Origin of the sequence: Geothrix mesophila, from assembly GCF_022808835.1 — a bacterium.
In the GTDB taxonomy this organism is placed as follows: Bacteria; Acidobacteriota; Holophagae; order Holophagales; family Holophagaceae; genus Geothrix; species Geothrix paludis.
In genome coordinates, this window is the sequence record NZ_JAKZLD010000001.1 from 272,587 (window position 1) to 292,059 (window position 19,473).

The following is a 19,473-nucleotide window of genomic DNA, read 5'->3' on the forward strand; positions in this document are numbered from 1 at the left end:
ATGAAGCAGTCGAAGCTCCTGATCCAGACCCTGCGCGAGACGCCGCGCGATGCCGACGTGGTGAGCCAGCAGCTCATGATGCGCGCCGGCATGATCCAGAAAGTGGCCGCCGGTATCTACAGCTACCTGCCGCTGGCCTTCCGGAGCATCCGCAAGTTCGAGGAGATCGTCCGCGAGGAGCTGGCCAAGGATGGCTGCCAGGAGCTGCTCATGCCCGCGGTGCTGCCCGCGGAGCTGTGGCAGGAGAGCGGCCGCTGGAAGTTCTACGGCGACGAGCTGCTGCGCTTCTGCGACCGCAAGGCCAAGGCCGAGATGGCCGAGCGCCGCGCCCGGGGCGAGAAGCCCGACGAGCGGGAGTTCTACAACTTCTGCCTCGGCCCCACGCACGAAGAGGTGATCACCGACATCGTCCGGAAGAACGTCCGCAGCTACAAGCAGCTGCCCATGAACCTCTTCCAGATCCAGACCAAGTTCCGCGACGAGCGCCGGCCCCGCTTCGGCCTCATGCGAGGCCGCGAGTTCACCATGAAGGACGGCTACTCCTTCCATCCGGACGATGCCTGCGCCGACCGCGAGTACTGGGCCATGTTCAACGCCTACAAGCGGATCTTCGGCCGCCTGGGCGTGAAGTTCCGCCCGGTGGAGGCCGACAGCGGCGCCATCGGCGGCAGCTTCACCCACGAGTTCCACGTGCTGGCGGGCAGCGGCGAGGACGCCATCCTCAGCTGCGATGCCTGCGACTACACCTCCAACATCGAGAAGACGGAAGCGCCAGCGCTTCACGCTGGCGATCATGGGAAAGCATTCGAACTGAAGAAGGACCACTTCCGCACGCCGGGTGTCGTCGGTCAGGTGGAACAGGCGGCGGGCATGATCGACGCCGATCATCCCCAGGGCATGCCCATCACCCAGACCAGCAAGTTCTTCCTCTACCGGGCCACCTTCGCGGACGGAACCACGAAGCTGGTGGGCGCGGTGCTGCGGGGCGACCACGAGGTCAATCCTGTCAAGGTGAAGAACGCCATCGGGGCGGCCGAGATGGAGATGATGCCCCTGGAGGAGGCCGAGGCCTTCACCGGGGCCAAGAGCGGGTTCATGGGGCCCGTGGGCCTGAAGGATGTCCAGTTCCTGATCGACCGCAGCCTGGAAGGCGCGGTGAACCTCACCTGCGGCGCGAACCACACGGACTACCACCACTTCGGGCTGGACCCCGTGCGCGATCTGCCGGGTTGCACCTACACGGACCTGCGCATGGCCGCCGAGGGCGACACCTGCACCCGCTGCGGGAAGGGGACGTACCAGGCTTTCCGCGGCATCGAGGTGGGCCAGGTCTTCAAGCTCGGGCTGAAGTATTCCAAGAGCATGGGCTGCACCTTCCTGGACGAGCAGGGCAAGGAGAACCCCATGGTGATGGGCTGCTACGGGATCGGCATCACCCGCACCGTGGCCGCCGCCGTCGAGCAGAACTACGACGCGGACGGCATCATCTGGCCCTGGCCCATCGCGCCTTACCAGGTGCACATCGTGTGCCTGGATCCGGCCAATTCCGAGGTGTCTGGCGTGGCCTCCCAGGTCGAGCAGGATCTGGAGAAGGCCGGCTTCGAGGTGCTGCACGACGACCGCGAGGGCATGAGCCCCGGCGCCAAGTTCAAGGACGCGGACCTGCTGGGCTTCCCCCTGCGCCTCACGGTGGGCGCCAAGGGCCTGAAGGACGGCATCGTGGAGCTGCGCGACCGACGCACCAAGGAGGTCCTCAAGCTCAAGCCCGAGGCCGCCGCCGCGGAGGTTGCCGCCGCCCGCGACCGCATCATGCAGGAACTGGAAACCGCGGGGGGACGTTAGGGCCTCCCTTCAAATTGGGGTGCGGTCGCGCAAGGGGCGCCGCCCAAGCGAGACAAGGAGAACGACGATGACGATAGCGGCACTATCGGCGAGGAGTTCGACGCGGTATCGCGCAGGGCGCCGCCCCTTGCCCTCCGGGACGTGGCCAGCCACACCTCTGGCGGTGTTGCCAGCCTTGAACGATGTCCCGCATCGCCCTGCGGCCGGCGCCTTGCCAGGGGCGTGGCTGGCCGGCGTCGCGGCTCGCATCCAATTTGAAGGGAGGCCCTGATGGCCGAAGGCCCGGTCCATCTCACCACCTTCATCGAGGGGGTGCTGGTCCACGGCCGACGGACGCCCTACGTGCTGCTCGTGCCCTCGCCCCACGCGCCGAACCGGGGCCTGCTCATGCCGGTCCAGATTCCATGGTCGCCGGGCTTCCTGCCCACGGCCTTGCTGAGCGCGCAGATCGAAGCCGGCTGGGGCATGCCCTATCGGTTCGTGGACACTTCCAAGCTTCCCGTGGTGTTCGACGAACGCACCAGCCGTCTGCCCACGCCCTGGCTGCTCCGCCTGGAAGGGCTCGAAGGGCAGCAGCGCCTCTACCTGAGCCACCTGCTCCGCACCAAGGCGCCCGAGGATCTGGTGCCTCCACCGCCCACCGGCGGCCAGTGGCTCAGCGAGAAGACCCTCCAGAGCGCGGACCTGCAGACGGGCGTGCGGCGCCTCTGCCAGGCCGCCCTGCAGGCGGTGATGGAGGGGTGAGGTTCCGTCCACCTTCCGTTCATACGAAAATCGGCGCCGTTCGGCGCCGATTTTCGCAAGGGGCTCTGCCCCGAAACGATCAGAACTGTTCGAAGGCGTTGAAGAAGTAGCTGACCTCGAACTTGGCGCTCTCGGGCTTGTCGCTGCCGTGGGTGGCGTTGCGGCCGATGCTGGCGCCGAAGCGCTTGCGCAGGGTGCCCTCGGCGGCGTTGGCGGGGTTGGTGGCGCCCATGAGGTCGCGCCAGCGGAGGATGGCGTTCTCGCCTTCGAGCACCATGATGGCCACGGGCCCCTCGGTCATGAAAGCCTCCAGCTCGGCGTAGAAGCCCTTGCCCACGTGCTCGTGGTAGAAGCCCTGGCAGATGGCGGGCGTGAGGCGGGTCAGCTTCAGGCCCACGATCTTCAGGCCGCTCTGCTCGATGGCGGTGAGGATCTCGCCCATGTGGCCGTCCTTGACGGCGTCGGGCTTGACGATGGCAAAGGTGCGTTCGAGGGCCATGGTTTCTCCATTTTCCAAACGATCAGTTTGCCTGGACAGGGTAACTTCGGCAACCAAGGAGGCTTGGGATGCCGCACCTCCACTGGGCATGGGCCACCTGTCACGCTACAATCAATGGTTTACGCGACTGGACGGGTCCATGATCGACAATCTCCTGAAGAAACTCATCGGTTCCAAGAACGACCGAGAGCTGAAGCGGTTGTGGGCCAAGGTCCAGACCATCAACGCCCTGGAACCTGAGATTTCGGCGCTGAGCGACGAGGCCCTGAAGGCCAAGACGCCCTACCTCAGGGAGAAGCTGGCGAGCGGCGCCACCCTGGAGGACATCCTGCCCGAGGCCTTCGCCGTGGCCCGGGAGGCCAGCAAGCGCGTCCTCAAGATGCGGCACTTTGATGTGCAGCTCGTGGGCGGCATGGTGCTCCACGAAGGCAAGGTGGCCGAGATGAGGACGGGCGAGGGCAAGACCCTCACCGCCACGCTCCCCCTCTACCTCAACGCCCTGGCGGGCAAGGGCGCCCACCTGGTCACCGTGAACGACTACCTGGCCCGGCGCGACGCTGAGTGGATGGGCCGCCTCTACTCCTGGCTGGGCCTCACCATCGGTGTCATCCAGCACGGCCTCGACGACCAGGAGCGTCGCGACGCCTACGCCTGCGACATCACCTACGCCACCAACAACGAGCTGGGCTTCGACTACCTCCGCGACAACATGAAGTGGGACCTGGAGGAATTCACCCAGCGCGGTTTCCACTACGCCATCGTCGACGAGGTGGACTCCATCCTCATCGACGAGGCCCGCACGCCGCTCATCATCGCCGGCAGCAGCGAGGAGGACACCTCCAAGTACTTCCGCATCGATGCCATCGTCCCCAAGCTCAAACTCGAGGCCGACTACAAGGTGGACGAGAAGGACCGCCAGGTGATGCTCACGGATGACGGCATCCACCGCGCGGAGCAGCTGCTGGGCGTGGCCAACCTCTACGATCCCGGCAGCATCGAGACCCTGCACGGCCTCAACCAGGCCCTGCTGGCCCACAACCTCTACAAGCTGGACGTGGATTACATGGTGCGTCCCAAGGAGGACGGCAAGGGCATGGAAGTGGTCATTGTGGACGAGTTCACGGGCCGCCTCATGCCGGGCCGCCGCTGGTCCAACGGCCTGCACCAGGCCATCGAGGCCAAGGAGGGCGTGGAGGTCAACGCGGAGAACCAGACCCTTGCCACCGTGACCTTCCAGAACTTCTTCCGCATGTATGGCAAGCTCGCCGGCATGACCGGCACGGCCGAGACCGAGGCCACGGAACTGCACTCCATCTACAAGCTCGACGTCATCATCGTCCCCACGAACATGCCCATGATCCGCAAGGACTTCGCGGACACGGTGTACTCGACCCGCAAGGGGAAGAAGAAGGCCATCGTCGAGGAGATCCGGGAACTCCACACCAAGGGGCAGCCGGTCCTGGTGGGCACCGCCAGCATCGAGAGCAGCGAGGACCTCGCCGACGCGCTCAAGACGGCCCGCATCCCCCACGTGGTGCTCAACGCCAAGCACCATGAGCGCGAGGCTGAGATCGTGGCCCAGGCGGGCCGCAAAGGCGCGGTCACCATCGCCACCAACATGGCCGGCCGCGGCACGGACATCATCCTGGGCGGCAATCCCGAGGGCATGGCCCGGCTGGAAGCCAAGAAGCAGGGCATCGCCCTCTACGACGAGGAGGGACTCGAGACCGCCGAGTTCTCCGCCCTTGTGGAGCAGATGCGCCAGCAGACCGCGGCGGAGCACGAAGAGGTGGTGGGCCTGGGCGGCCTGCATATCCTCGGCACGGAGCGCCACGAGAGCCGCCGCATCGACAACCAGCTCCGCGGCCGCGCCGGCCGCCAGGGCGACCCCGGCAGCAGCCGCTTCTACCTGTCCCTCGAGGACGACCTGATGCGGATTTTCGGCGGCGACCGGATCAAGAACCTCATGGGCGCCATGGGCATGAACGATGACGAGCCCATCGAGGCCGGCATGGTCACCCGGGCCATCGAGCGGAGCCAGAAGCGCGTGGAAGCCCACCACTTCGAGATCCGCAAGCACCTGCTCGAGTACGACGACGTGATGAACAAGCAGCGCATCTTCTTCTACGGCCTGCGCACGGAGATCCTCAAGGGCAACACCAAGGACTACGTGCTGCGCGTGGCCGGGGAGATCGCCGAAGGGCTCGCCAACGACTTCCTGCAGGACAAGGGGGAGCGCGATCTCGCCGGTTTCCGCGAGCGCGTGGAGCAGCTATTCACCCTCTCCGGCGAGGAAGTGGACGCTGTCGGCCACATGCCCCAGGCCCAGGCTACCGAGGCGCTGATCGCGCTGGTGCAGAAGTACTACGAGGGCAAGGACGAGCGGCTGGGCGGCGAGGGCATGCGCAGCTACGAGCGCTGGTCCATCCTCCAGATCATCGACGCGGCCTGGAAGCGCCACCTGCTGGTCATGGACCACCTGAAGGAGGCCATCGGCTTCCGCGGCTACGGCCAGAAGGATCCCCTCGTGGAGTACAAGCGCGAGAGCTACGAGTACTTCGAGCAGATGCGCTTCGGCTACGAGGACGAGATCATCTCCTACCTCTACCGCGTGGAGCCCCAGCCGGCCTACACGCCGGACGAGGATCTTTTCCGGGGTCCCGGCGACACCATCGAGCTGGGTCCCGACGAGCAGGGCAACGCCCCCGACGGCATCCAGCGGGTGCTGCGCTTCACGGCCGGCGGATTGGAAGACTGAATTCCTGGCTGTCAGCTCTCAGTTACGCATTGCGGCGGGCCCCGGCTGGGGCCCGCTGTTTTTGCTGATGGCTGACAGCTGACAGCTGATAGCTTCTAGTCCATGGAACTCATCGTCGTCACGGGACTCTCCGGCGCCGGCCGCCACTCGGTGCTGGGCGCGCTGGAGGACAGCGGCTGCACGGCCCTGGACAACGTCCCGCCCCGGCTCCTGGAGCCCCTGATCGAGCTGGAGTCGAAGCTCCGGCCGGGCCGGGAGCGCCTGGTGGTGGGGATGGACAGCCGCCAGGCGGACTTCGCGCAGGCGTTCGGCCCCCTACTGGAGCGGCTGGCCGCCAGCCAGGTTCCGGTGCAGGTGGTCTTCGTGGAGGCGGACGACAGCGTGCTGCTGCGCCGGTATTCCGAAACCCGGCGTCCGCATCACCTGGCCCTGCTGGGCTCCGCGGGGGAAGGCATCCAGCGGGAGCGGGAGCTGCTCGCCCCGATCCGCGCCCTGGCCACCACCATTCTCGATACCACGGGCCTGAGCCTGGCAGACCTGCGCCAGCGCATCGCGACCCTGGTGCCGCAGCTGCCGACTCGGGGCACGGCGGTCCGCCTCCTCAGCTTCGGGTTCAAGAAGGGCGTGCCGGCGGATGCGGACGTGGTGCTGGATGCCCGCTTCCTGCCCAATCCCTACTACGTCGAAGCCCTCAAGCCGCTCACGGGGTGCGATTCCCCCGTGCAGGAGTACCTGCTGGAATCCCCGGACTTCCGGGAGTTTCTGGAGCGGGCGGAGTCTTGGCTGCGCTGGTCCCTGCCCCTGGTGCGCCAGGAGGGCCGCGCCTACCACACCCTTGCCATCGGCTGCACCGGCGGCCAGCACCGCTCCGTGGCCCTGGTGGAGCTGCTCGCCCACCGGCTCCGGAACGACGTGGCCGCCCTCACGGTGCGCCACCGGGAGCTGAACGGCTGATCAGGATTCGGTGAACACCACGCCGCGCTTGGCGAGCTCCCCCCGGATGAAGTCCCAGGCGCCGGGCTCCTGGCCCAGGAATTCCGGCGGGTTGACGCCCTGGTGTGAATAGCCGCCCCGGGCGAGGAGCCGCACCGCGGCCGTGCAGGTGTAGCCGGTGGTCCGGGCCATGGAGGTGGTCTTCGTGGCGGGATCGTAGCGGTCGAGCAGGTTCAGCTCCCGGCGCATGCGCTGGCCGTCCTTGAGGCCGGATACGGTGACCCGCATGACCGTGAAGTCCTCGTCGCCCTCCTCCATGAACCACATGGGGAAGAGCAGGGCGGTGGTGAGGTCCAGCGGGCTGATCTCCACGCCGGCCAACTGCAGCTTCTCCTTCCGGAAGAAGCCGGATTCCCGCAGCATGCGCATCTTTTCGATGTGGCCGGGGTAACGGAGCGTCTTCTCCTTCATGTCCGGCACCTGGGGGAAGCTCCGGATGAGGCTGCGGAGCCCGTCGGTGTTGAAGGACTCCAGGGTGCCCAGGCCCTCGAAATCCAGCAGCTCAGGCTCCGAAAGCGCGGGCAGTGTCACCATGCGGCCGTCCTTCACGTAGCGGGCGGGCCGGGTGTACTCCTCGATGACGTCGATGGGGCTGAAGCCGGCTTTGTATTCGTAGGGCCAGGTCCGCACCGCGGGCAGGCCGCCCACCAGGCACTCGAAGGTGTCCACGTGGTCCCACTGCCGCGCGGTGTCGCCCAGGATGATGTTGCCGCAGCCGGGCGCCACGCCGCAGTCCACGATGGCGGTGAGGCCCTGGGCCTTGGCCAGGGCGTCCAGCTCGAAGCAGTCCTCGTCGAAGAAGGAGATGTCCACCAGCGGCTTGCCGGCCTCCAGGACGGCCCTGGCCGTGGCGAAGCCCATGAAGCCGGGCACGGCCCCCACCACCAGGTCAGCATCCGCCACGGCGGCCTTTACGCCATCCGGCGTGGCCAGATCCCCGGGACGCGTGGCCAGGCCCGCGCCCCTCATGCGGGCCAGGGCGGCTTCGGAGCGGTCGGCGACGGTGACTTTGAAATCCGGGGCGAGATCCTTGGCCATGGCGCCGCCGACGCGGCCCGCTCCGAGAACGACGACATGTGTCATGGGAGACTCCCTTCAGGGGCCGCGGCGCGGGGCTTCACGGCGAGGTAGACCGGCCAGCCCAGGGCCACCAGGGCCAGGCCGGGCCAGGAATAGCTGGGACGGTGGATGAACAGGGCGCCGATGATGGCGATGGCGCCGAAGAGGTACAGCCCCGGGACGAAGGGGTAGCCCCAGACCTTCACCGGGCGCTCGAGGTCGGGCCGCCGCCAGCGCAGGAGGAAGATCCCGCCCACGGCCAGGACGTAGAAGAGGATCGTGGGCAGCATCACGAAGTCCAGCAGCTGGCCGTAGGTGCCCGTGAGGGTGAGCGCGCAGGTCCAGAGCGCCTGGATCCACAGGCCGAAGCCCGGAACCCCGTGCTCGTTGAGGGTGGCCGCCTTCGGATAGAACAGGCCGTCCTCCGCCATGCGCTGGTAGACGCGGGCGCCGGAGAGGATGAGCCCGTTGAGGCAGCCGAACATCGAGATCAGGATGCTGCCGGCCATGATGAGGCCGCCGCCGCTGCCCAGCAGGGCCTGGAGGGCCGCGCTGCCCACCCGGTCCTGGGGGGCGTGGGCGATGCCCGTGGGGCCCAGCACCTTCAGGTAGGCGGCGTTGGCCAGGATGTAGAGGCCGCAGACCAGCGTGGTGCCCACGAGCAGGGCGTAGGGGATGGTCCGCCTCGGCTCCTTCACCTCCCCGGCGATGAAGGTGATGGCGTTCCAGGCGTCCGCCGAGAAGAGGCTTCCGGTCTGCACCACCAGCAGGGCCGTGAGGAAAGGCAGGGCGGCGCTGTCGCCGGCGACGAAGGGGGCCTGGGAAGGGGCCACGGTGGGCTTCAGCAGCAGGCCCAGCAGCACCAGCGCCGCGAGGCCGCCGATCTTGGCCACGGTGAAGAGATCCTGGATGCGGGAGCCCAGCTTCACGCCGTAGAGGTTCACGGCGCTCAGCAGCAGCACGACCGCGATGCCGGACAGGCGGGAGGGCGTGAGGCCCAGGTGGTAGGGCCCCACGGCGATGGCGTGGGTGACCTTCATCAGGGGCACGTCCAGGTGGGGGCCCATCCAGGCCGAATCCGTGACCGCCGGCAGGAAGCTGCCCAGGTACTTCCCGAAGCCCACGGCCACGGCGGCGATGGTGCCGCACTCGATGACCACGAAGAAGGTCCAGCCGTAGAGGAAGCCCACGGCCGGGCCGTAGGTCTCCCGGAGGTAGGTGTACTGGCCGCCCGCCTGGGGGAACATCCCCGCCAGCTCCCCGTAGCTGAGGGCCGCGAAGAGTGTGAGCACCGCCGTGAGGCCCCAGGCCACCAGCAGGAAGCCCCCCGAGCCCCCCGTCCGCACCATGTCCGCGGCGACGATGAACACGCCCGAGCCGATCATCGAGCCGGCGATGAGCATGGTGGCCGAGAACAATCCGACGTGGCGGCGGTAGCCGGGGGCGCTCATTGGGTTCCTTGGGTGGATGGATCCACGCTATCACGGCATTCTGGAGGCATGGCGCGTTCTTCCATGTCCCTCAGGCTCTTCCTGGCCATCCTCATCCTGGCCGCGGCTCCGGCGGCGGGCGGCTGGTGGGCCTGGAAAGGGCGGGGGCCCCTGCGCCAGGAGGCCACCGTCCTGGTGAAGAAGGGCGCCAACATCAACCAGATCGCCGACCAGCTGGAGCGGGATGGGGTGATCCGATCCGCCTCGCTCTTCAAGCTCTGGGCCCGGGCCCGGAAGCTCCAGCTCATCCGCGGTGAGTACACGTTCGAGCCCCGGGCCAGCCTGTCGGACGTCACGGGGAAGCTGCGCCGGGCGGAGATCCACTTCACCCAGGTGTCCATCCCCGAAGGGGCCCACGCCTGGGCCGTGCAGAAGCGCCTCAAGGACTTCGTGCCCGAGGATGTCTTCTGGACCCTGTGGAAGAGCCCCCGACTGGCCCGCACCGCCGGGTTCGAGGATGCGGAAAGCCTGGAAGGCCTGGTGGCGCCGGCCACCTACAAGCTGCACCACGCCATGGAGCCCGAGGAGATCATGCTCATGCTCGTGGAGGCCTTCCGGAACCAGGTCCGGCCCAGGCTCGAGGGGGGCGCGCTGCCGCCCTACGAGACCCTGATCCTGGCGAGCCTGGTGGAGAAGGAGACGAAGCTGCCCGAGGAGCAGCCCAAGGTAGCGGGCGTCTACCTGAAGCGGCTGAAGATCGGCATGCGCCTCCAGTGCGATCCCACCAGCCTCTATGCCCGGTGGGTAACCGGCGACCTGCGCTTCACGGCGCCCACGCCGGAGGACATCCGGCGGCCCAGCCGCTTCAACACCTATACCGTGAAGGGCCTGCCGCCCACGCCCATCGCCGTTCCCAGCCCCTCGGCCATCGCGGCGGCGAAGGAGCCGCTCTCCGGCAAGGACCTCTACTTCGTGGCCACGGGCCGGGGCGGCCACAGCTTCGCGGCGAACCTGCGCGACCACAACCGGAACGTGGGGACCTACCGCAAGGAGCTGGCCCGGCAGAAGAAGGCGATTCGTGGTTAAGGTCCGGCTGGACCAGCTCCTCGTGCAGCGCGGCCTGTGCGAAACCCGCGCCAAGGCCCAGGCGCGCATCCTCGCGGGCGATGTGCTGGTGGGCGACCGCCCTGTCACCAAGGCGGGCACCGCCGTGGACGAGGCCGCGCCCATCCGGCTGCGGGGCGATGCGCTCCCCTTCGTGAGCCGGGGCGGGCTCAAGCTGGCCGGGGCCCTGGACCGCTGGGGCATCGACCCCGCCGGGAGGATCTGCTTCGATGCCGGCGCCAGCACGGGCGGCTTCACGGACTGCCTGCTCCAGCGCGGCGCGGCGAAGGTCTATGCGGTGGACGTGGGCACCAACCAGCTCCACTGGAAGCTGCGGAGCGATCCGCGAGTGGTGTCCATGGAGCAGGTGAACCTCCGCACCTGGGACCCGGCCGCCATCCCCGAGCGCTGCAGCCTGCTGGTGGCGGACCTGAGCTTCATCTCGCTGCGGCTGGCCATCCCGCCGGTGCTGCCGAGCCTGGAACCCGGCGCCGAGGCGGTGCTGCTGGTGAAGCCCCAGTTCGAGGCGGGCCGGGAGGACGTGGGCGCGGGCGGCATCGTGCGCGATCCCGCCGTCCACCGGCGCGTGCTGGTGGAGACCTGGGCCTTCTTCGAGGGCACGGACCTGCATCCCCTGGACCTGGCCGAAAGCCCCATCAAGGGCGGGGAGGGCAACACGGAGTTCCTCCTGCGGCTGGGGCTGGCCGGCGCCGCCGGGGACCTGGGGTCGGCCATGGCCGCTTTGGGGCTCTGAGCCGCAGCTTGTACACTGAGGGATTGCCGGAGCCCAGGTGTTCGACAGCCTTTCCATCCCCACCATCCTCGTCAGCTATGTGGCCCTCCTCTTCAGCCTGAGCGTGCACGAAGCCAGCCACGCCACGGCGGCCTACCTGCTGGAGGACGACACGGCGGCGCGGCTGGGCCGGATGACCCTGAACCCCCTGGCCCACATGGACCTGCTGGGCACCTTCGTGTTCCCCCTGCTGGGCATGGCCACCGGCTTCCCCTTCATCGGCTGGGCCAAGCCCGTGCCCGTGGATCCCCGCAAGCTGACCCGCCGCTTCACCCAGCGCGTGGGCTACGCCTTCGTGGCCAGCGCCGGGCCGGCCTCCAACCTGGTCCAGGCCGTGGTCTTCCTGGGGATCATGCTCCTGGTGGTGAAGGGCGTGGCGCCCGTCCCCGAGCAGGAATTCCGGGTCTTCGCCCGGTCGCTCCTGGCCGGCAAGGTGGAGAGCCTCCAGGTGCTTCAGCTGGGCACGACCACCACACTCTTCCTGGCCCTCCTGGGCCGCCTGGTGCTCATCAACATCGGCCTGGCCCTCTTCAACCTGCTGCCCATGGGACCACTGGATGGAGCCGGCATCCTGCGGGGCTTCCTGCCCTGGCGCTGGCTGCCGAAGTTCGACCGAGTCCAGCCCTGGATGGGCGGCATCCTCATCGTGCTGGCCCTCACGGGCCTCCTGGGCTACGTCCTGGGCCCCGTGTTCGGACTGGTGTTCTACGGCATCGAACTCGTCGCCCGCCTCGTCCTCCATTTCTGATCCACGCGCACCCTCGGAGTCGTCATGCAACGCATCCTTTCCGGCATCCAGCCTTCGGGCTCCCAGCATATCGGCCACCTGGTGGGAGCCCTGGACAACTTCACGCGGCTCCAGGGCCAGGGCGAGGCCTTCTACATGATCGCGGACTGGCATGCGCTGACCTCGAAGTACGAAGCGGTGGAGGAGATCTGGCCCGCCACGCTGGAGCTGACGGCCACCTACCTCGCGGCGGGACTTGATCCGCAGAAGGCCACGATCTTCGTTCAGAGCCTGGTGAAGGAGCATGCGGAGCTGCACCTGCTGCTGTCCATGGTGACGCCGCTCTCCTGGCTGGAGCGGGTGCCCACCTACAAGGAGAAGCTGCAGAACGCCGTGGCGGATCTCGGCAGCTACGGCTTCCTGGGCTACCCCCTGCTGATGACCGCCGACATCATCCTCTACAAGGCCCGCAAGGTGCCCGTGGGCGAAGACCAGCTCTTCCACATCGAGCTGGCCCGCGAGGTACTCCGCCGCTTCAACTTCCTCTACAAGGAGGATGTCTTCCCGGAGCCCGAGGCCGTGCTCACCCCGACGCCCAAGGTGCCCGGCCTCGATGGGCGGAAGATGTCCAAGAGCTACGGGAACTGCATCTACCTGCGGGACACCAACGCCACCATCCTCGAGAAGTGCACCCGCCAGATGGCCTCGGATCCCGCCCGCGTCCGCAAGACCGATCCGGGCAACCCGGACATCTGCCCCGTCTTCGAGTTCCACAAGCTCTTCAGCGACGATGCCACCGTGCAGATGGTGAACACCGAGTGCCGTCGCGCGGGCATCGGCTGCTTCGACTGCAAGAAGCGGGTGGCCGAGGCCATGATCCAGCGCATCGAGCCCCTGCGGGAGAAGATCGAGACCTCCCTGGCCCACCCGGCGGACCTGGAAGCCGTGCTGCAGGACGGCAGCGCCCGGGCCCGCGCCGTGGCTGCCGAGACCATGGTGGAAGTCCGCCAGGCCATGAAGATGCCCAGCCTCTAGGAATGGGGCGGGGAACGAGCGCTTGCGTTCCGTTCCCATCCTGGTAGACTTTCTTTTGCTCGTGGTCCCTTAGCTCAGTTGGTTAGAGCATCTGACTCTTAATCAGAGGGTCCCCGGTTCGAGTCCGGGAGGGACCACCAGACCAGAAGCCCGCGGATCCAAAGTCCGCGGGCTTTTTCGTGCTGTCTCCCCGGTCACATGTCGCGGCGCGGGGCGCCCTGCCGTGGACGGAGGCCGGTATATTTGTAGGGCTGTCCGGTCGTGTCGAAGGACCGGGAAACGCAGGAATGACGGGAGGAACACCGTGGATCTGAAACGCATCGTTCTGGACCTCATGCCGGGTGGCCTGGTTCGCACCTTCGCCGCGCCGTACTGCGCGGGCAAGGGCATCGCCAGTGGCATCGCCAAGGTCGACGAGATCCACACCAAGGCCGGACTCTACTCGACCCTGGACCTGCTGGGCGAGGAGGTGTTCAAGCGCGAGGACGTGGAAGCCACGGTCCAGGTGTATTTCCGAATGATCGAGGCGGTGAAGGACCGTCCCAACGCCAGCATCAGCCTCAAGCCCACGCAGCTCGGCATCAACGAGAGCGAGGCCTACTGCCAGGAGAACCTCCGCCGCATCGTGGCCGCCGCGGCCGTGCATGGCGTCCATATCACGCTGGACATGGAGGACCGGCACTTCACGGATGTCACCCTGCGGATGTTCAAGGCCATCCGGAACGAGTTCGACAACTTCGGGATCGTGCTGCAGAGCCGCCTCTTCCGCACGGGCGAGGACATCAAGGCCCTCCACCTCAAGCCCTGCAAGGTCCGCATCTGCATCGGCATCTACCGGGAGCCTGCCGAGGTGGCCCTGCAGGACAAGCGCGACATGAAGGAGAAGCTCTTCGAATACGTGCAGCTGCTGCTGGACCACGGCCACTACCCCGAGATCGCCACCCACGACGAGCCCTTGATCCGGCGCTGCATCGATCACCTGGACAAGAAGGGCGTGGCGAAGGATGCCTACGAATTCCAGATGCTGATGGGCGTTCCCCGCTCGGAGATCCAGCAGGAGATCGTGAAGCGCGGACAGATCATGCGCCTCTACGTGCCCTTCGCCGAGGACTGGAAGTTCGCCATCGCCTACATGAAGCGCCGGCTGGGCGCCAATCCGGCCATGGCGGCCATGGTGCTGAAGAACCTGTTCGGCCACTGATCCCAATTCATTTGGACAAAGCCCCGGGTGCGGCTATGGTGCTCCGGTGGGGCCGTGTCCCACGACCACGGAGAATTCCATGAAGAAGATGCTGGCGCTGGTCCTGATGAGCTCCTTCGCCCTGGCGGGCTACGCCGCCGAGGAGAAGAAGCCCGAGCCCAAGAAGGGCTGCGGGATGGCCTGCTGCGAAAAGAACAAGGCCGCTTCCTGCAAGGGCTGCCCCGACTGTGCCAAGGAGAAGGCCCCCGCGCCGAAGAAGGGCTGAGCCCTCGCTGCTGCGCCATTCCTTGGCCGAGATGCAGAAACCCCGGAGATGACCTCCGGGGTTTTTGCGTTCCATCCCGGTTCATGGTTGTCTGGAGGGGATGAAACTCCGTCCATTCGTCCCCGCGGCCATCCTGCTGCTCCTTTGTGGGGCGGCTGTCGCCGGCTGGATGTGGACCCGCGAACAGCCTCCGGTGGTGCAGTCCGAGGAGGGAGCAGCCGCGAAGAAGAAGGGATCGCGCCGCGCGGCCCCCGTGCGCGAGTGGGTGGTGGACCAGAGCCCCCTTCTCACGGCGAGGATGCTCCTGACCCTGGCCACGACGCCGGAGGAGCAGCAGCTGGCCCGGCAGGCCGAGCGGCTTGCCAATCACGAGGTGGATCTGGCCTTCGCCGCTGCGCTTCGTCGGGTGGCCACCGTCCAGATCCAGCAGACGCCCGAGCTCAAAGAGCTGACTGACCTCAAAGCCAAGGCCCTGGCCACCTTCGAGGCTGACCAGCAGACCATCGATCGGCTGACCAAGCAGCTTGCTGCCGCCCGGGAATCCCAGAAGGGACCCTTGGAGGATCAGCTGGACGTCGCCAAGGCCCAGCTGGAGCTGGACCGTGACGAGCTGGAGGCGGCTTCCGACGACCTGGCCCGGGCCGGGGGCGATCCCCAGGCGCGGATCCGCCGGCTGAAGGAAGCGTTCGAAGCCGGCGACAAGGAATCCGCCCAGATCGTCGCGGCGGGGCGCCCCGCCTCCGCCTTCCCGGCCGGGAGCCTCCTGGCCCGCCTGAGCGAATGGCGGGTGCAGCGTGGCAAGCTGGCCCGTCTGGTCCAGGCCCGTCAGGCCGCCCAGGCCAAGGCCCAGGCCCTGTCGCAGCGCCGCGCCACCATCGAGGCCCAGGCCAACAAGGAGAAAGAAGATCGGGAGGCCGCCAAGTTCTGGGCGGCCAACCTGGTGAAGGGGGCGGCCGGAGGAGGGGCGGACGCCGGACGCGAACAGGCGAAGGAAGCAGTCTCCTACCTGCGGCGCTATGGCGATGTACAGCAGCGGCTTGCCAGCATGAACCGGCGCATCCTCGATCAGCAGGAGCTGGCGGAGGTGTACGCCAACTGGATGGGCATTGCCGATGTCCAGCGGAATGCCGCCCTCCACACGCTGCTCTCGCGCCTCCTGTGGGTGCTGGGCCTGGTGGTGGCCGCCTACCTGGCGGGATTGGCCATCGACCAGCTTTTCCACCGCGCGGCCGCGGGCGACAAGAAGGGTTCCGGAACCCTGCGGACCGTGGTGAAGCTCGGCGTCCAGGTGCTGTGCGCCCTGGCCATCGGTTTCGTGATCTTCGGCATGCCGGGGCAGATCACGACCGTGCTGGGTCTGGCAGGCGCGGGCCTCACGGTGGCACTCAAGGACTTCATCGTGGCCTTCTTCGGCTGGTTCATCCTCATGGGCCGCAACGGCATCCGCGTGGGCGACTGGGTGGAGATCCGCGGCGTGGGCGGCGAGGTCGTGGAGATCGGCCTGCTGCGCACGGTGGTGCTGGAAACGGGCAGCTGGAGCGACGCCGGGCACCCCACGGGGCGTCGTGTGGCCTTCGTGAACAACTTCGCCATCGAGGGCCACTTCTTCAATTTCTCCACCTCGGGGCAGTGGATGTGGGACGAGCTGCGGGTGCTGATCCCGCCCGGCCAGGATCCCTATCCCGTCATCGATGGCGTCCAGAAGCTGGTGGAGCAGCAGACCGAGGCCAACGCCCGTCTGGCCGAGCAGGAGTGGAAGCGCGCCACAGCCCGCTATCGCGTGCAGGCTTTCTCCGCCGCCCCGGGTCTGAACGTGGTGCCCACCTTGAACGGCGTGGAGATCCGCGCCCGCTACATCACCCGCGCCTTCGAGCGCCACGAGACCCGCCTGCGCCTGAATCAGGCCGTGGTTGAGCTCATGCATGGACCGCGCGGGGGCGCCCCGGCCTGACCCTGGATGGGATTCGCACCCCCCTTCCACCGTGTTCCTGCCTGTTGTTGCGGGTCCAGGCGTGGCGGGGCCCCTGTGGTACCCTGGAAGAACCGTAGGCTTGAGGATCCTGCTTTCCGCGACCTCGATCCCCTGTCTCTGGATCTTCCGCCGCCCAGGCCTGCCGGGCGACCCATTCTGCGCATCGGATTCCCATGATCTCGTTCTCCAGCGTCAGCAAGCAGTACGGCAAGCAGGTCCTGTTCATCGAGGCGGACTTCCAGCTGAACCCCGGCGAAAAGGTGGGCCTGGTGGGGCCCAACGGGGCGGGGAAGTCCACGCTCTTCCGCATGATCATGGGCGAGGAGGCGCCGGACGACGGCACGGTGACGCTTCCCAAGAAGCTCACTCTCGGCTACTTCCGGCAGGAGGTGGACGAAATGTCGGGACGCCCCGTGCTGGACGAGGCGATCGCCGGCAGCGGTCGCCTGGGCGACCTGCACCACGAGCTGCTGGACCTGGAACATGCCATGTCCGATCCGGACAAGGCGGAGGAACTGGAGGCCATCCTGGAGCGCTTCGGCCACGTGCAGGAGGAATACCAGCACCTGGGCGGCTACGAGCTGGAAGCCAAGGCGCGGGCCTACCTGCACGGCCTCGGCTTCGAGGACGCCCAGATCGACGGCGACGTGGGCGCGCTCTCCGGCGGCTGGAAGATGCGCGTCTCCATGGCCAAGGTGCTGCTCGGCAACTTCGACGTCCTGCTCATGGACGAGCCCACCAACCACCTGGACATCGAGTCCATCCTCTGGCTGGAGGCCTTCCTGAAGTCCGTGCCGGCCACGCTGCTGATGACCAGCCATGACCGCGACTTCATGAACCGGGTGGTGACCAAGGTGCTGGAGATCGACGGCGGCGACATCGTCACCTACTCCGGCGACTACGACTTCTACGTGCGGGAGCGGGAGCAGCGCGAGGCCAACCAGGAGGCCGCCTACGCCCGCCAGCAGGCCAAGCTGGCCAAGGAGCAGCGCTTCATCGAGCGGTTCAGCGCCCACGCCGCCAAGGCGGCCCAGGTGCAGAGCCGCATCAAGGCCCTGGACAAGATCGAGCGCGTGGAGCCGCCCAAGCGGCGCCGCATCGTGAAGTGGGACTTCCGCATCCCCGGCCGCTCCGGCGACGACGTGGCCATGCTGGAGGGCGTCTGCAAGGCCTACGGCCCGAAGAAGCTCTACGACCAGTTCGCCCTCCACATCCGCCGCGGCGAGCGCTGGTGCGTCATGGGCCGGAACGGCGCCGGCAAGTCCACCCTGCTGAAGATGGTGGCCGGGGCCGTCCCGCTGGACGCGGGCACCGTGAAGCTGGGGGCCAGCCTCAGCCTGGGCTACTTCTCCCAGCAGGCCCTGGACCTGCTGGATCCCGAGCTCACCGTGCTCGAGCAGATGCAGAAGGACTTCCCCATGGAAGGCCTGGGCGTGCTGCGCAACCTGCTGGGCGCCTTCCAGTTTTCCGGCGACGACGTCGACAAGCGCATCCGCGCGCTCTCCGGCGGCGAGAAGTCACGGCTGGTGATGGCCCGCATGCTCTTCAATCCGCCCAACTTCCTGGTGCTGGACGAGCCCACCAACCACCTGGACCTGGCCACCAAGGAGATGCTCATCGAGGCCCTGAAGGACTTCGAGGGCACCATGCTCTTCGTGTCCCACGACCGCACCTTCCTGCGCGGCCTCGCCAACCGCGTGCTGGAGCTGGCGGGCGAGGAGCACGAGGGCCCGATGCTCTTCCCGGGCACCTACGCCGAGTACGTGGAGCGCACCGGCCGCGAGGCGCCGGGCGTGCACAACTGAGGCTTCCTGACCCTTCACGCCGAGCCTGTGAGGGATAAGGAATTTTGAAAGCGGAGGAGAGCTGAAATGCGGAGGAGAGCTGAGGGACTGCGGTTCACTTCCCTTCTTTTTTCCGCTTTCCTCAGCTCCTCCGTTCTTCTCCGCTTCCAGATCTCTTTTCGCTGAAATCAAGCACCCGCAACTCTGGTGGCGGCGGGCATTCGAGGGTGAGCCGGGCGCCGGTGTGGGGGTGTCTCAGCTCCAGCCGGTGGGCATGCAGCAGGTAGCCCGGGTCGCCGGGCAGGGCCTCGGTGCCCGGGAGCGGACCTCCACCGGGACCGTAGAGCGGGTCTCCCACCAGGGGATGCCCGGCTGAGGCCAGGTGGATGCGAATCTGGTGCGGCCGGCCCGTGAGGATCTCCACGTCCAGCAGGGAAACATCCGCCCGCCGCTCCAGGACGGCGACCCGGCTCAGAGAGGGACGTCCGTCCGGGGTGGCGGCGTGGAGGGTGCCCAGGGGGCCGTAGGGCACTTCCCCGATGGGCGTGGCGATCTCGAAGGCTTCTTGGGCGGGACGGCCCTGGCAGAGGGCCCGGTAGACCTTGCGGGTCCGTCCATCCTGGAAGGCGGCCTGGAGCGGGCCGCGGGCGGCCGCGGTGCGCGCGAAGAGCACCAGCCCCGAGGTACCCCGGCCCAGCCGGTGCATGGGGCTGGCCTCCGGGGCCCGGCGGCGCACCAGGGCCAGGAGGGTGTGCTCCAGGAATTCGCCGCCCCCGGGCAGGGTGGGCAGGCCGCTGGGTTTGGCCACGGCGAGCAGGTCCTCATCCTCGTAGAGCACCGCCGTGGCGAGGGGAACCTCAGGCTCCGCCCAGGGGGGGCGGGCCCAGGTGATCCATTGGCCGGCCCGGAGGACCGCATCGGGAAACGCTGAGGCTCCATCGAGGCGCACCTGGCCTTCCAGGATCCGGGTCTGCCACAGGTCCGGGCCCGCCAGAGGGTACCGGGCGGCCAGGTGGGCCAGCAAGGTCTGTCCGGCTGCCGCGGCACCCAATTGCTCTCGGTGGATGTAGCCCTGGTTGAGCCCCATGCGGTGGTCCGCCCCTCCGGACTCGCCGGATTTCCATGATGCCTTGGTATCGCTAAGCCCGGAAAAGGTGTTGGGATAGGGATTAAATATTGCAAATGACAACACGTTTTTTTCTGACACCTTTACTCAAGTTGCGCCACTCTAAAGCCGTAGGGTAGGAAGCGCCACGTCCAGGGGTTG

Annotated in this window: 16 protein-coding genes and 1 tRNA gene; 13 read left to right on the plus strand and 4 right to left on the minus strand. The window is 67.6% G+C overall.

Annotated features, from left to right (window positions below; all coding sequences use genetic code 11):
• Positions 1-1,842, plus strand: a complete 1,842-nt coding sequence (gene proS / locus MLG87_RS01305) for a proline--tRNA ligase (RefSeq protein ID WP_243293422.1) — start codon at positions 1-3, stop codon at positions 1,840-1,842.
• A gap of 270 nt (positions 1,843-2,112) precedes the next feature.
• Positions 2,113-2,586: a hypothetical protein gene (locus tag MLG87_RS01310; RefSeq protein WP_243293423.1), complete on the plus strand. Its 474-nt coding sequence runs from the start codon at positions 2,113-2,115 to the stop codon at positions 2,584-2,586.
• A 79-nt stretch (positions 2,587-2,665) separates the two neighbouring features.
• On the opposite strand, the gene ndk is transcribed toward MLG87_RS01310, so the two are convergent.
• Positions 2,666-3,085 (minus strand): nucleoside-diphosphate kinase, encoded by a 420-nt coding sequence (ndk, locus tag MLG87_RS01315; RefSeq protein ID WP_026853946.1) that lies wholly within the window; start codon positions 3,083-3,085, stop codon positions 2,666-2,668.
• 139 nt (positions 3,086-3,224) lie between these two features.
• On the opposite strand from ndk, the gene secA reads away from it, so the two are divergent.
• Complete coding sequence (gene secA / locus MLG87_RS01320; RefSeq protein WP_243293424.1) at positions 3,225-5,843, plus strand: preprotein translocase subunit SecA; 2,619 nt, start codon at positions 3,225-3,227, stop codon at positions 5,841-5,843.
• Positions 5,844-5,945: 102 nt separating this feature from the next.
• Positions 5,946-6,797 carry an RNase adapter RapZ gene (rapZ, locus tag MLG87_RS01325; protein ID WP_243293425.1) on the plus strand — a complete coding sequence of 284 codons (852 nt, stop codon included), beginning with the start codon at positions 5,946-5,948 and terminating at the stop codon, positions 6,795-6,797.
• Here rapZ and MLG87_RS01330 read toward each other — a convergent pair whose 3' ends face one another.
• Positions 6,798-7,919 carry a saccharopine dehydrogenase family protein gene (locus MLG87_RS01330; protein ID WP_243293426.1) on the minus strand — a complete coding sequence of 374 codons (1,122 nt, stop codon included), beginning with the start codon at positions 7,917-7,919 and terminating at the stop codon, positions 6,798-6,800.
• A complete protein-coding gene (locus MLG87_RS01335) occupies positions 7,916-9,346 on the minus strand; it encodes an APC family permease (protein WP_243293427.1) in 1,431 nt (476 codons plus the stop codon). The genes MLG87_RS01330 and MLG87_RS01335 overlap by 4 nt, the downstream gene beginning before the upstream one ends.
• Positions 9,347-9,394: 48 nt before the next feature.
• Here MLG87_RS01335 and mltG point away from each other — a divergent pair, with 48 nt between their 5' ends.
• The 9 genes from mltG (at position 9,395) to MLG87_RS01380 (ending at position 18,227) form a co-directional block, all read left to right on the plus strand.
• The gene (gene mltG, locus MLG87_RS01340; protein ID WP_243293428.1) at positions 9,395-10,411 is read left to right on the plus strand and encodes an endolytic transglycosylase MltG; all 1,017 of its coding nucleotides are present in this window, start codon (positions 9,395-9,397) and stop codon (positions 10,409-10,411) included.
• Positions 10,404-11,183 (plus strand): TlyA family RNA methyltransferase, encoded by a 780-nt coding sequence (locus tag MLG87_RS01345; RefSeq protein WP_243293429.1) that lies wholly within the window; start codon positions 10,404-10,406, stop codon positions 11,181-11,183. The genes mltG and MLG87_RS01345 overlap by 8 nt, the downstream gene beginning before the upstream one ends.
• Positions 11,184-11,220: 37 nt before the next feature.
• A complete protein-coding gene (locus tag MLG87_RS01350) occupies positions 11,221-11,970 on the plus strand; it encodes a site-2 protease family protein (protein ID WP_243293430.1) in 750 nt (249 codons plus the stop codon).
• Positions 11,971-11,994: 24 nt separating this feature from the next.
• The gene (gene trpS / locus MLG87_RS01355) at positions 11,995-12,984 is read left to right on the plus strand and encodes a tryptophan--tRNA ligase (RefSeq protein ID WP_243293431.1); all 990 of its coding nucleotides are present in this window, start codon (positions 11,995-11,997) and stop codon (positions 12,982-12,984) included.
• Positions 12,985-13,047: 63 nt separating this feature from the next.
• Positions 13,048-13,124 (plus strand) — tRNA-Lys (locus tag MLG87_RS01360).
• A 164-nt stretch (positions 13,125-13,288) separates the two neighbouring features.
• Positions 13,289-14,185, plus strand: coding sequence for a proline dehydrogenase family protein (locus tag MLG87_RS01365; protein WP_243293432.1), 897 nt, complete (start codon positions 13,289-13,291; stop codon positions 14,183-14,185).
• Positions 14,186-14,264: 79 nt separating this feature from the next.
• Positions 14,265-14,450 carry a hypothetical protein gene (locus tag MLG87_RS01370; RefSeq protein ID WP_243293433.1) on the plus strand — a complete coding sequence of 62 codons (186 nt, stop codon included), beginning with the start codon at positions 14,265-14,267 and terminating at the stop codon, positions 14,448-14,450.
• Positions 14,451-14,550: 100 nt separating this feature from the next.
• Positions 14,551-16,401: a mechanosensitive ion channel domain-containing protein gene (locus MLG87_RS01375; protein WP_243293434.1), complete on the plus strand. Its 1,851-nt coding sequence runs from the start codon at positions 14,551-14,553 to the stop codon at positions 16,399-16,401.
• A 194-nt stretch (positions 16,402-16,595) separates the two neighbouring features.
• On the plus strand, positions 16,596-18,227 hold the full coding sequence (locus tag MLG87_RS01380; protein WP_243293435.1) for an ABC-F family ATP-binding cassette domain-containing protein: 1,632 nt from the start codon (positions 16,596-16,598) through the stop codon (positions 18,225-18,227).
• A gap of 121 nt (positions 18,228-18,348) precedes the next feature.
• Here MLG87_RS01380 and MLG87_RS01385 read toward each other — a convergent pair whose 3' ends face one another.
• Positions 18,349-19,293, minus strand: a complete 945-nt coding sequence (locus tag MLG87_RS01385; protein ID WP_243293436.1) for an RluA family pseudouridine synthase — start codon at positions 19,291-19,293, stop codon at positions 18,349-18,351.
• Between the last annotated feature and the right edge of the window lie 180 nt (positions 19,294-19,473).